The sequence below is a fragment of the Pontibacter mangrovi genome, from assembly GCF_006385705.1.
Taxonomy (GTDB): domain Bacteria; phylum Bacteroidota; class Bacteroidia; order Cytophagales; family Hymenobacteraceae; genus Pontibacter; species Pontibacter mangrovi.
The window spans coordinates 14,006-27,140 of record NZ_VFRQ01000001.1; the positions used below are offsets into that span (position 1 = coordinate 14,006).

11 protein-coding genes are annotated in these 13,135 nt (G+C 52.0%); 2 read left to right on the forward strand and 9 right to left on the reverse strand.

Features of this window, described 5'->3' with window-relative positions:
• Positions 1 to 383: 383 nt before the first annotated feature.
• The gene (locus FJM65_RS00080) at positions 384 to 1,832 is read left to right on the forward strand and encodes a peptide MFS transporter (protein ID WP_140618083.1); all 1,449 of its coding nucleotides are present in this window, start codon (positions 384 to 386) and stop codon (positions 1,830 to 1,832) included.
• 164 nt (positions 1,833 to 1,996) lie between these two features.
• Complete coding sequence (locus FJM65_RS00085) at positions 1,997 to 2,593, forward strand: hypothetical protein (protein WP_239022769.1); 597 nt, start codon at positions 1,997 to 1,999, stop codon at positions 2,591 to 2,593.
• 76 nt (positions 2,594 to 2,669) lie between these two features.
• On the opposite strand, the gene groL is transcribed toward FJM65_RS00085, so the two are convergent.
• The 9 genes from groL to FJM65_RS00130 form a co-directional block, all read right to left on the reverse strand.
• Entirely contained in the window at positions 2,670 to 4,304 is a 1,635-nt protein-coding gene (gene groL / locus FJM65_RS00090; RefSeq protein ID WP_140618085.1) for a chaperonin GroEL, read from the reverse strand.
• 45 nt (positions 4,305 to 4,349) lie between these two features.
• Positions 4,350 to 4,640: a co-chaperone GroES gene (gene groES / locus FJM65_RS00095; protein ID WP_139307869.1), complete on the reverse strand. Its 291-nt coding sequence runs from the start codon at positions 4,638 to 4,640 to the stop codon at positions 4,350 to 4,352.
• A 264-nt stretch (positions 4,641 to 4,904) separates the two neighbouring features.
• Positions 4,905 to 5,291, reverse strand: coding sequence for a preprotein translocase subunit SecG (secG, locus tag FJM65_RS00100; RefSeq protein WP_140618088.1), 387 nt, complete (start codon positions 5,289 to 5,291; stop codon positions 4,905 to 4,907).
• Position 5,292: 1 nt separating this feature from the next.
• A complete protein-coding gene (locus FJM65_RS00105) occupies positions 5,293 to 6,750 on the reverse strand; it encodes a hypothetical protein (RefSeq protein ID WP_140618091.1) in 1,458 nt (485 codons plus the stop codon).
• A gap of 30 nt (positions 6,751 to 6,780) precedes the next feature.
• Entirely contained in the window at positions 6,781 to 7,308 is a 528-nt protein-coding gene (locus tag FJM65_RS00110) for an LptE family protein (protein ID WP_140618093.1), read from the reverse strand.
• Positions 7,292 to 8,575, reverse strand: a complete 1,284-nt coding sequence (locus FJM65_RS00115) for a sigma-54 interaction domain-containing protein (protein WP_140618096.1) — start codon at positions 8,573 to 8,575, stop codon at positions 7,292 to 7,294. The genes FJM65_RS00110 and FJM65_RS00115 overlap by 17 nt, the downstream gene beginning before the upstream one ends.
• Before the next feature lie 88 nt (positions 8,576 to 8,663).
• A complete protein-coding gene (gene miaB, locus FJM65_RS00120) occupies positions 8,664 to 10,094 on the reverse strand; it encodes a tRNA (N6-isopentenyl adenosine(37)-C2)-methylthiotransferase MiaB (protein ID WP_140618098.1) in 1,431 nt (476 codons plus the stop codon).
• 279 nt (positions 10,095 to 10,373) lie between these two features.
• On the reverse strand, positions 10,374 to 11,663 hold the full coding sequence (locus tag FJM65_RS00125) for an anthranilate synthase component I family protein (RefSeq protein WP_239022770.1): 1,290 nt from the start codon (positions 11,661 to 11,663) through the stop codon (positions 10,374 to 10,376).
• Positions 11,664 to 11,667: 4 nt separating this feature from the next.
• The gene (locus tag FJM65_RS00130; RefSeq protein ID WP_239022771.1) at positions 11,668 to 13,116 is read right to left on the reverse strand and encodes a TTC39/IML2 family protein; all 1,449 of its coding nucleotides are present in this window, start codon (positions 13,114 to 13,116) and stop codon (positions 11,668 to 11,670) included.
• Positions 13,117 to 13,135 lie beyond the last annotated feature (19 nt).

The following is a 13,135-nucleotide window of genomic DNA, read 5'->3' on the forward strand; positions in this document are numbered from 1 at the left end:
CACCTAGTAGTGAGGCAATACACTAACTTAATAAAAAGAAACCAGTGCTACAGCCCGTAATTATAGTAAAGAATCAACAAAAGCGGCTCTTGAAAATGAGGCAGCCGCACCTATGTTTTTTACGAGGCAGCGTGAGGCAAGTTTTACCCCTTGCTCAAAATAAAACGATATAGCGATATTTGTATTTCAAACCTTCTGCAGCTTTTGATGCCGCCGCCGGTTTTAGAGTTATCAGGTGATTGGTAAGAGTAGCTGCGTTGTTTGCAGCGGCTCCAGGCTATACTTTAGCTAACACAGGACTGTCTAAAATTTGTATAGTTCGTTTAAGACTCGTATTTTTAGTTTTACATTGCGCAAACTGTTTAAATAGATCCAATCATTTTATGTCAAAATCTCAGAATGTTTCTGGCGAAAGGGCACCTAGCTTTATAGAGCAGCAGGGCACTTTGTTTGGCCATCCGAAGGGGCTTATGGTCCTGTTTTTCACCGAAATGTGGGAGCGCTTCAGCTACTATGGCATGCGTGGCATCTTGGTGCTGTTTCTGGTTTCTACCACCAAGGGCGGCTATGGCTGGACCGATGAAGAGGCACTGGAGCTATACGGTATCTACACCATGTTTGTATACCTGATGTCGATCCCGGGCGGTATACTGGCAGATAAAGTGCTGGGCCAGAAACGTGCTGTAATTATTGGCGGCTTTACGCTAGTGGCCGGTCACTTACTAATGGCCTACCCGCCGCAATGGGCATTCTATACTGCCCTGTGTTTGATTGTGGCCGGTACCGGTTTGCTGAAGCCTAACATCTCTACCATGGTAGGTGGCTTGTATAAAGAGGGCGATACCCGCCGCGACTCAGGCTTCACTATCTTCTACATGGGTATTAACCTGGGCGCGCTGCTGGCTTCGCTTATCGTGGGGTATGTTGGCGAAACGTACGGATGGCACTATGGCTTTAGCTTGGCTGGATTCGGTATGATGCTGGGGCAGGTGGTGTTTATCTGGGGCCGCAAGTTCCTGCGCGGTGTAGGCAACCTGGTAAAAGAGACATCAGAAGACAAGATATTCACGAAGAAAGAGGCTGTTGTACAACCTGCTCATACTGGCTTTTTGGGCTTCTCAAAAAACGAGTGGGACCGAATTTTCGCCATACTTATCTCTTTTGTTATTGTGCTGGTGTTCTGGGCGTCGTTTGAGCAGGCGGGTGGCCTGATGAACCTGTATGCGCTGCAGTACACGGATCGTGTGGTGTTTGGCTGGGAAGTGCCCACTGCTTGGCTACAGGGCCTTAACTCCTTCTTTATCCTGACGACGGGCGGTATTGTGGCCGCTATTTGGATTGCCCTGGCGAAGCGCGGCAAAAATCCGCCTTCTATCTTTAAAATGGGATTGGGCACCGCCATACTTGGTATCGGCTTTATCTTCATGGTGTTTGCCTCACTGCAGCGCAACTCGTCTGCCGACCAGCTCTCTTCGCTGCACTGGCTGGTGTTTGCCTACTTGTTCCATACCTTAGGCGAGCTGGCACTTTCTCCTGTGTCTCTTTCATTCATCACCAAAGTGGCACCGAAGCGTATTGTGGCTTCCATGATGGGCTTATACTTTGCGGTGACTGGCCTCGGTAACTACGTTGCCTCCTGGATCGGTATCTGGGCGGTTCGCCTGGGCGAGCTGGAGATCTTCATGTACATTGCCGGCTTCACCATTTTCCTGGGTATTGTGCTGATGGTGCTTACCAAGCGCATCAACAAGCTAACGCATGGAATGGAGGACAAAAAGATGGATGAAGAGGAAGCTCAGACGGGCCAACTCTTAGAAGCTGAGATGAGCTAAGTCCTCGTTTTGTTTAATAATTCTTGTAAAAGGCCTCTGGCGCTACGGCACCAAAGGCTTTTTTTATCTTAAAATTTATACTTTTGAACTTCCTAAAGTGCCTGATAGTTTAGAGCTTACTATTTAGCCAATATAGGTTTTAATCAATTTATACTTTTACCTAAATGTTTTTAGCGAGGAGAACGCTCCAGGCTTTGCAGCTTGGTGTGGTGCTGGGTTTTGTTGCCTGCAAAAGTGTAACAGAAGTTGCCCCAAATACCGTGAAAGAGGAGGAAGGCATTGTTTATACTATCCGTGAGGGGCAGCACTACGCCGACAAAAACAGCCTGAAAGAGCTGCATGTAAGCGCCTTAAAATTCGAGGTTACGTTTGACAGCTCGGCCATCTATACCTCGGCCACGGCCAACAACCAGGCGGATATCAACAAGCTTTACGGCTTGTCAGACTGCAATACCAGCCACCACACGAACAGTGCCCGGTTTGGCTGGCGCTGGTATAATAACCGGCTGGAGCTGTTAGCTTATACATACTTAAACAAAGCTTGGGATTACAAGCTGCTGGGCGCTGTGCCGATCGGGCAGAAAGTGCCGCTGGAGCTGCGTATGGAGGATGGAAGCTATACTTTTAAACTATACGGGCAGGAGGTAAGCATGCCACGCGCCTGTGAGGGGCCGTCCGCGGGTTACCAGCTCTACCCATACTTCGGTGGCGACGAAACGGCCCCGCATGACGTTACCATTCTCATCAAAGACCTAGAATAGTTCATTGCCAGGTATAAAGCAAAAGTCCCGGACCACACGGCCCGGGACTTTTTATACTTATGTAATGTGGGGTCGATTACATCATGCCGCCCATGCCGCCCATGCCAGCTGGCATAGCCGGAGCAGCGCCTTCCTCAGTTGGCTCCTCAGAAACTACACACTCAGTAGTAAGCAGAAGACCAGCGATAGAGGCTGCGTTTTCCAGAGCAAGGCGTGTAACCTTAGTTGGGTCGATGATACCGGCCGCAAACATGTTCTCATACTTGTCGTCGCGGGCGTTGTAACCGAAGTCAGACTTGCCTTCGCGTACAGCCTGCACCACAACAGAGCCTTCGCCACCAGCGTTAGCCACGATCGTTCTCAACGGAGACTCGATAGCGGTTCTGATGATCTGCACGCCAGTTTTCTGGTCAGCGTTTTCTACGGCCACATTCTCCAGCGCCTCAATAGCACGGATCAGGGCAACACCACCGCCGGCTACGATACCTTCTTCCACAGCGGCACGGGTAGCGTGCAGCGCATCATCCACGCGGTCTTTCTTCTCCTTCATCTCTACCTCAGTAGAGGCACCGATGTAAAGAATAGCCACACCGCCAGACAGTTTCGCCAGACGCTCCTGCAGCTTCTCCTTGTCGTAGTCAGATGTAGTAGTTTCCATCTGCGCCTTGATCTGGTTGATACGGGCTGTGATGTCATCTTTTGTACCGGCACCGTTTACAATAGTGGTGTTGTCTTTGTCGATGATCATTTTCTCAGCCTGGCCCAGGTAGTCAAGGGTAGCGTTCTCCAGCTTGTAACCGCGCTCTTCAGAGATCACAGTACCGCCAGTCAGGATAGCGATATCCTCCAGCATGGCCTTTCTTCTGTCGCCGAAGCCTGGGGCCTTTACAGCGGCAATTTTCAGGGATCCGCGCAGTTTGTTAACTACCAGTGTAGCCAGCGCCTCACCGTCTACGTCTTCAGCAATGATTACCAGTCCTTTGCCAGTCTGAACAACCTGCTCCAGCACTGGCAGCAGCTCCTTCATGGTAGAAACCTTCTTGTCGTAGATCAGGATGTAGGGGTTGTCGAAGTCGGCTTCCATTTTCTCGGCGTTCGTCACAAAGTATGGAGAAAGGTAACCGCGGTCGAACTGCATACCTTCCACAGTTTTCACCTCCGTCTCGGTGCCTTTCGCTTCTTCCACAGTGATCACACCGTCTTTACCAACTTTGTCCATCGCGTCAGCGATCATCTTACCGATCTCCGGGTCGTTGTTGGCCGAGATAGTACCTACCTGCGCAATCTCTGAAGAATTGTCGATTGTCTTAGACTGGGACTTCAGGTTAGCTACCACAGCGTCTACAGCCTTGTCAATACCGCGCTTCAGGTCCATTGGGTTGGCACCGGCAGCCACGTTCTTGATACCGGCCGTATAGATAGCCTGCGCCAGCACAGTAGCGGTGGTAGTACCGTCACCAGCCTGGTCAGCGGTTTTAGAGGCAACCTCTTTCACCAGTTGCGCGCCCATGTTCTCGATCGCGTCTTTCAGCTCAATCTCTTTCGCTACAGAAACACCGTCCTTGGTGATGGTTGGAGCACCGAATTTCTTGTCGATGATCACGTTGCGACCCTTAGGGCCCAAAGTTACTTTAACGGCATTTGCCAGTTTGTCCACGCCAGATTTGATCTTGTTGCGGGCGTCTGTATCGAATGTGATGTTTTTAGCCATAGTTTAAAATATTTATGGATTAGGTTTGACTTGATTGGATTGCTATTAAAGAACTGCCAGGATGTCTGACTCACGCATGATCAGGTAGTCGTTACCGTCTACGGAAATCTCAGTACCGGCATACTTGCCATACAACACAGTGTCGCCAACGCTTACTTGTGGCTTCATCAGGGCACCCTGCTCTGATACCTTGCCTTCGCCAACGGCTACCACCTCGCCACGCTGTGGTTTCTCTTTAGCAGTGTCCGGAATGATGATGCCAGACTTGGTTTTCTCTTCTGCTGCGGCCGGAGCCACAATTACTCTGTCTGCTAATGGTTTGATGTTGATTGACATAGTTTTTGGTTATTTAGTTATGTTTTGTTGTTATGAATCTGAAATAACACCTGTGCATTATCATTTCCTGTGCCAAGTTGCGAAAGGCGGCATAGTAAGCCAATTTTTCAGTCTCTAACGCCGTTTTGCCTGTCAGGTTTGTCATTAATGGCCTTTGGCGGGAACTTTATTGTAAATCTGTCATACTTTGGGGCGGGGCGAAGCAAACAAAAAAGCCGGCCCTTTGTCAGGACCGGCTTTCTCCCCGTAGCGGGAATATTTTTTCTATTCTTGTGTGGCAGTGTCTACCATCGCTGGTATCTCACCAGCACCCGGTATAGCGGCAGTTGTGTCAGTGGCTGCACCTGGCAATGCGCCGGCAGGGGCGGCTGGCATCTGCGACTGACGCGCACGCTCCTCATTCACGCTTCTTACCGCTCCGTCGCCAGTGTTTCCGATCATGTGCGTGGCCAGGGTAAGAACAACCAGGGCAATTGCAAAGCCCCAGGTCAGTTTCTCCAGCAGGTCGCCGGTGCGCTTAACGCCCATTAGCTGGCTGGTGCTACCGCCAAACTGGCTTGACAGTCCGCCTCCCTTAGGGTTCTGAGCTAGTACAACCAATACAAGCAGCACGCAGATAAAGATAATGATACTAATAAGGGCGATATACATGTTAACTTAGGTTTTGTAATTTTTCGATCTGTTCGGCAAAGTAACTCTTTTTTTCCGGATATTTCAAAATGAGCTGCTCATATATTTTAATGGCTTTTTTCGCTTTGCCCTGTTTCAGGAAGATGTTGGCAAGGCTTTCGGAAGCCACGCCGCGCTTTATCTTGGTGCTCTTTAAAGACAAATCCTCCTGCGGCTCTGGCTTCATCTTAACGTTATTCAAGGCTTTTAGCCGCGGGTTAAGTTTCAGAAACTGATCTATGATGTCGAGCTGTTGGTGCAGCGGTGCGGAGGATTGCGCTTCCTGTGCTACAAGCTCGTGTGTCTTGCTGTACTCCAGGATAAGCTCCGGGTGGAAAGCGGCTGGGCGTTCCCGCGTCAGCTCATTGTCCTCCTTTAACTGCAGCACCTCGCCCATGCGGCTCGACGACATCCAGTAGCCGAGCGTATCCTGCTGGTACATCTGGTCAATTTCATCAAAAGCATACTTTACCTCAGCCTCCTCGGGTTCAGGGGCACTTTCCGGAGATGGTACCGGCTCCTCAGCCGTTTCTGCAGTTTCAAAGTATGATTTGGCGGCAGCGGCTACTTCAGCTGAGATAAGGCTGGCAAGATCATCCTCTGTTTTGGAAGGGTCATGCTGCTGTGCCTCCTGCCGTTCAGTTTTATCTTTATCTTCAGGCTGCTCCTGGGCTGGAGGAAGGGCAAGGGGAGGAGCTGTGTACTGTGGAGAGGCGGCCTCCGGTGCCGGGTCAGGCTTTTGGGCAAGCAAGTCCGTAAACGATGGGCTAAGGCTCTTGATCGTCAGGAGCAGGGCCAGCTCAGAGTCCAGTTTCTCCATGGGCTGCTCCAGGATACTCTTATCAGGAGTTATGGCGCTGACATTTTCCTCGCTCGGACCCTCTTCATCTGCCATTTTAGTTTCGGTGCTACTAGGTGCAGCACCTCCAGAAGCTGCATCTTCCGATTCTATTGCTGTTGCCGCAGGCAACTCTGCCGCCGCTTCTTCAGGTGCAGCTGTTCCTTCGGTTTCAGTAACTGTATCTAACGCTAATGCTGTCTCCGCTGGTGGCTGATCTGTCGCATTGTTGGCTTGCGTAAGTGTTTCTGCTACAGGAAGTATGGCAGCTGGTTCTTCAGGTACTACTGTAAGTGCAGTCGTAGCTGCTTCTTTTGGTTGTACGCTCGCCTCTTCCAGGGCGCTCTCGTCGAACTCAGGTACTGCTACCGGTGCGGTATAGATGATTCGCTTCAGCTTCTGGCGGTTGGTAGCATAGGCTGAGGCCCGGCGCAGCCGCTGCGTAGACAGCATACTCCCCTTATCGTAAGCGGATTTTGCCAGCAGCAAGTGTGCCGTTTGGCAATAGGGGAAAGTAGCGGCCACCTTCTCCAACTCCTCCGTCTGCTGGTCGGAGATGTTGGCAGCCTGCTGAATGAGTTGTAGAAAAGCGGATTTATTCATGCCGGTCTATATCCTTAATGTAAGACAGCTTTACCAATCTGCCACGGTTTTATTAAACACATCCACCACCAGCTGCTCCGACAGCTGCTCGATCTGAGCAGTAGAGAGCTGTGTCACGTCCACGTTCTGCGGGAAGTCCTGCGAGATGGTGAAGGTTCTTTCAAAGTCTTTTTCCGGCTGCTTCACGTTGGCAAAACGAATCTGCACGCCAAGCGTCAGGCGGTTAAGCGAGGCAATGTCCTGCTGCCCCTCGCGCTGTATAGCCGCCGGAGAGTAAGTAAAGCTAACAATCTGCCCCTCCAATTGCAAATCCCCTTCGCCTTGCACAATCACCAGGTTTGTGTTGCGGCGGTAGTAGTCTTTCAGGCTGTTGGTGACTACCTGCGTTAAGTTGGAAGGGCCCTCGCCGGTGCTGTTCTCAATGTTCTGTATGGAAATGCTCTTGATGTCCGGCGATAGGGTGGTGCCTGTAAAGGAATATATGCCGCAGCCGCTGCTCATAACCAGCAGCAGCAGGAGTGCGGCGGTAACCAGGCGGTTGCTAATCTTCGATATCATACTGCTTTAATTTGCGGTAAAGGGTGCGCTCCGAAATGCCGAGGTCTTGTGCGGCATACTTGCGTTTGTTGTTGTGCTTCTTCAGTGCTTTCAGGATAAGCTCCTTTTCTTTATCCTCTAAAGATAGGCTTTCTTCCTCGGTTTCATGCGGAATATCCTCTACTTTGTCCTCCTGATACTCTTCTGCATCGCTGTGCTTGATGGGCAAATAGTAAGGCTCGCCGGGCACGTGCTGCGGTTCCTGCTTATAGGATCTGCCATTGTACTGCTGTTGCTCCATGTTCTCGAACAGGTGGCTGTGCTGCCGTAGCAGGTCCTCGTCATTGGGTTGGTGGGCCAGCATGTTAAACACCAGCTTCTTGAGCTCGGATACATCGCGGCGCATGTCAAAAAGCACCTTGTAAAGCAGGTCGCGCTCCGACACCGTTCCTTCGGCGCCTCCTTCCTTGGCCAGCACGGCAGGCAGGGAAGAAGTTGTTTCCTTCGGCAGGTACTGGCGCAGTTTCTGTGCGTTTACCTCACGGTCATACTCCAGCACGGATATCTGCTCCACGATATTCTTCAGTTGGCGGATATTGCCTGGCCAGCGGTATGCCTGCAGTTCCTGCACCGCCTCCGGAGTGAGTTGCACAGGCTGCACTTTATACTTCTCCGAAAAATCAGCGGCAAACTTGCGGAACAGCAGGTGAATGTCGTCCCCGCGCTCCCGCAGTGGAGGCACCGTAATCGGAACCGTGTTCAGGCGGTAGTACAGGTCCTCCCGGAAAGTGCCTTTTTCTACAGCCTTGATCAGGTTTACGTTCGTGGCTGCCACCACGCGCACATCCGTTTTCTGTACTTTAGACGAGCCTACTTTAATAAACTCGCCGTTCTCCAGCACCCGCAGCAGGCGGGCCTGGGTGCCCAGCGGCATTTCGCCAATCTCATCCAGAAAGATAGTGCCCCCGTCGGTTACCTCAAAATAGCCTTTGCGGGTGTCATGCGCTCCGGTAAACGAGCCTTTCTCATGTCCGAAAAGCTCCGAATCGATAGTACCCTCCGGGATGGCGCCGCAGTTAATGGCGATAAACTGGCCATGCTTGCGCGGGCTAAGCTGGTGAATGATCTTAGAAAAAGACTCTTTGCCGCTGCCGCTCTCCCCGGTGATCATCACCGTCATGTCGGTAGGGGCCACCTGCGCTGCCACCTGTATGGCGTGGTTCAGCAGCGGCGAGTTGCCGATGATGCCGAAGCGCTGTTTTATACTTTGTAGATCGATGTTGCGCATGTTTTTTAGATTTGAAGATTTGGAAATGCAGGGTTTTGAAGATGGTAATGTTTGATTTTCAAATTTTCTCATCTTCATATTTCCAAATCTAATCTACCGCTTCCCCGAACAGGGTGCCTACGCTGCAGTCGTGCACAAACACGTTCACGTAATCGCCTTTTTTGTAGTGCTTCTTATCGAAGATCACCACTTTGTTCTGGTCGTTGCGGCCGCTCAATTGCTCTTCCGACTTCTTGGAGAAGCCTTCCACGAGCACCTTGTGCACCTTACCCACATCACGCTGGTTGCGGGCCAATGAGGTTTCGCGCTGCTTTTCGATAATCTCGGCCAGACGGCGCTTCTTTACCTCCAGCGGCACATCATCCTCCAGTTTGCGCGCTGCCAGGGTGCCCGGCCGCTCAGAATAGAAGAACATGTAAGAATAGTCGTACTGCACATAATCCATCAGTGAAAGCGTGTCCTGGTGCTCTTCCTCGGTTTCTGAGCAGAAGCCGGCAATCATATCGGAAGATATGCCGCAGTCCTCGCCAAGTATATTTCGGATGGCGTCCACGCGGTTGATGTACCACGCGCGGTCGTAGGTGCGGTTCATGAGCTCCAGCACGCGGGAGTTGCCGCTCTGGGCCGGCAGGTGAATATACTTACAGATGTTATCATACTTTTTCATCGTATGCAGCACCTCATCGGTAATGTCTTTCGGGTGGGAGGTAGAGAAACGCACGCGCAGGTTAGGGGCAACTAGCGCCACTTTTTCTAAAAGCTGCGCGAAGTTCACAGTTTCAGCTCCGTCTTCTGAGGCCCATTTGTAAGAGTCAACGTTCTGGCCCAGCAGCGTTACCTCTTTATAACCTTGCGCTACCAGCGCCTCGGCCTCACGCACGATGGAGTAGGCGTCACGGCTGCGCTCCCGGCCACGGGTGAAGGGCACCACGCAGAAAGAGCACATGTTGTCGCAGCCACGCATAATCGAGATAAAAGCACTCACGCCATTGCTGTTCAGGCGGATAGGGTTGATGTCGGCATAGGTTTCCTCGCGGGAAAGCAGCACGTTAACCGCTTTCTGCCCGCTGTCCACGTTGTTCACCAGGTTCGGCAGGTCGCGGTAGGCGTCGGGGCCAACAACCAGGTCCACGATCTTTTCTTCTTCCAGAAGGGATTTCTTCAGGCGCTCGGCCATACAGCCCAGTATCCCGATCATCATCTCCGGCTTTTTCTTTTTATAGTAGTTGATCTGGCCCAGGCGGTTGCGCACTGTCTGCTCGGCCTTTTCGCGTATAGAGCAGGTGTTCAGGAAAACCAGGTCTGCCTGTTCAATTTCAGAGGTGGTGTCGAAGCCCTGGTCAAACATGATCGACGACACGATTTCGCTGTCTGAAAAGTTCATGGCGCAGCCGTAGCTCTCGATGTACAGCTTGCGTGATTTTCCGGTGTTTGTCTCTTCCGTCACCTTCGTGTCGCAGGCGGCGGCCTGCTCGGGCGTGCGGTTATCTATAAAGTCTAAGTCTACTATTGGATCCATGTTACCTCAATTATAGCTGCAAATATACTATAATGTTCTCTAAAATGTGACAGAATGGCAGGGAAGTATTGCCGAATTTTAAGAGTGCGGAATTGTAATTGTCTGCATGTTTACTACCCGTTGATTCACAAATTGATTAGGATGAGAAGCCGGCTCTAAAATTTATACTTCCAAAACACTTTCCTTCTGCCTTACTTATCTGGAATGCCTGAAAAGCGTCTAGCCAAGGAGTTTTAACTCTGTTTTATACTTTACGGCTGCACTATCATGCTCTCTCTCCTAAACCCCCAGCACCTGCAGCATGGCTTTGGCTTTCAGCAGGCACTCCTCATACTCCCGTTCAGGGTCAGAGTCGTAGGTGATGGCGCTGCCGACCATAAAACTGAGGTAGCCTTGGCTGGCATTATACTGCATGCTTCGGATCACGACGTTGAAGTCGCAGTCGCCGTTGGGCTTGATGTAGCCGAAGGCCCCGGAATAAAGCCCGCGCCTGGTGTCTTCCAACTCCTCTATGAGTTGCATGGCGCTGATCTTGGGCGCTCCGGTCATGCTTCCCATCGGGAAGGCGCCGAGCAATGCATCCACCAGGTCCTTTTCCGGCCTCAATTCGCCCACCACCGTCGAGATCATCTGCGATACTTGCCGGAAGCCGTAAATCCCGAACATTTCTTCTACCCGCACGGTTCCGGTGGCGCAGGAGCGGCTTAAATCGTTGCGCACCAGGTCCACGATCATCATGTTCTCGGCCAGCTCTTTTTCGTCGTGGCGGAGCTGGTGCTGTAGCTGCAGGTCTTCCTCGGGGGTGCTGCCGCGGCGGATGGTGCCCTTGATGGGCTGGGAAATTAGCTTATGACCCTCCTTTTTCAGGAAGCGTTCAGGAGAAGCGCAGAGCAGGTATTTGTCGTGCAGTTTCAGGTATCCGGAAAAAGGCGTGGGAGAGGCCTGGTTCAGTGCCAGGTAGAGGGGCAGGGGCTCTAGTTTTACCTCCTTAGCAAAGAACTCCATGCAGTAGTTCAGCTCGTACACATCACCCTCCAGTATGTGCTGCCTTACCTGCTCCACCTGGGCTATGTACCGTTTCTTTGAAACCCGCTGCTGCAGGTTTATACGTTGGGGAGCGGCCGGCGAGGGCTTGGGCGTAGCCAGTATATCCGCAAGTATGGTATCTGTGTTTTTACTTAAGGAATAGACCGTTATACTGTTGCTGTTAAAGTATAAGTATGCCTCCGGGGCGAAAAATGTCAACAGCGGAAACCCGAGCCCGTCCTCGTTTTGGCTGCTCAGTTGCTCCGTCTGGTTTTTCAGGTCGTAGCTCAAATAACCGCATAACAGTCCGTGCGGTGGTTGCAACAGCCCGCGTAGGCTCTCAAAGGCATTCTCCTGCTGCACTGGCAGCACATCGGCCTTCGAAACTGCCAGCATATCCTCAAAGCCCTGGTGCGGGTAAGCAATGCCGTTGCAGGTATAATAGGCTGCCAGCGCATGTCCATCAGCCCAGGCCAAGGCTTTAAGCCGGAACGCATCCATACTTATAGGTAAATCACGAAGCTGTATCTCTTTCTTATACATGATGTTATAAATCTGACAATGCGATTTTTGCTTTGGAGTCGATGCTGTTCTTGTATTCGTGCTGCCTATAGCTAAGCGCCTTTTTAAAGTATTGGCGGGCTCTGTCAGGCTGGCGTAGTTCCTGGTAAATATACCCTGACTGCAGGCAGGCGCTTGGCGCAAAGTATAAGTCTGTGCCCTGGCACAGGGCAATGGCTTTTTGGTATAGCGGCAGCGCCTGGCGCAGCGAGTCGGTGCCGTGGAGGATGCGGGCTTTGCGGTAGTAATACTCTGCCTGCACAGCTTTCAGGGTGAATTTGTTTACCTGCAGTTGCCCGAGCGCCTGCAGGGCTTCCTTATAGTAACCCCCATCGGAGTGGAGGCGTGCCTGCATCAGCGGCTTTACCAGCGGTTCCTGCCTTAGGGCATACTTAGCGGCGTAGCGGTCTTCCTCGGTTTCCTCAAGTCCAACTTCAGGAATTTGCTGCAAAAACCACTGCGCCTGCGGTATATGGCCATTAAGCGCGTATGCTAGGTACAGTTTATAGTTGGCGGCCTTCAGGTAGTGCTGCCCCTTGTGCAGCTGCAGGAACAGCCGGTTCTCCCGCACAGACTGCGCATACTCGCCCCGGAACAGGTACAGGTCAGCAGCCATGTGGTGCAGGTACGGGAAAGAAAGGTACTCCTGGCTCTTGGGCCGGTTTAAGTATGTTTTCAGCGCTGCCTCGCTAGACTGCGTTTTCTTGAGCAGGTGCATTGCGGCAAACTGGAACAGGAGGTTGTCCGGCTGCCGGGTAGCTATGGCCTCAACCTGCCGCAGCGCCTGTCGCTCCTGGTCCGGGGCCGTCATGTGCAGCATCACCGTGTGCAGCAGCTCTGCTTCCTGGTTGAACGGGGCATTGGCCGTAGCGGCTAGCCGGAGGTTTTCCATGCCTTGCTTGATGCTGCCCTGCATGCCAATAATGCTTAGGAACCATTTATACTTGTCCGGCACCGACCCGATGAGCACCTGCAGCACGCCAAGACTCTTTTTATAAGAGGTAAAATTAGGGTGCTGCTCTCCGATCTCTCTATACTTCAGGTAAGCCTTTCGGATGTCCCACGCAGCAGATAAGCGGTTGCCGAATAGAACTTTAGAAAGCCCGACCTGAAGTCTAACTTCTGCCTGGCCATACTTCGCCCATACTTCCTGTACAGGTAAATCCTCCAGCGTCTGTAGCCGCTTCTCCTGCGCTTCCAGGAGCGCATCATACTTTTGCTGGTCCTGTTGCACGCACAGCTCCAGGAAGTCAGCGTAGTTTGCCAGCAGCAGGTTGATGGGGTTTTGGGGCTCTTGCTGCAGGTGCGGTTTTAGCAACGTTCTGCCGCGGGCTACTTTCAGTTTGAGCAGCTCCTGGTAAACAGCGTTGTGCCGGGCAGTGAACACGGGAGAGGCCACGGCAGCCGAATGGAGCAGCGCCAGAAGCAGCAGCATAAAAAAAGGATGGGGGTTA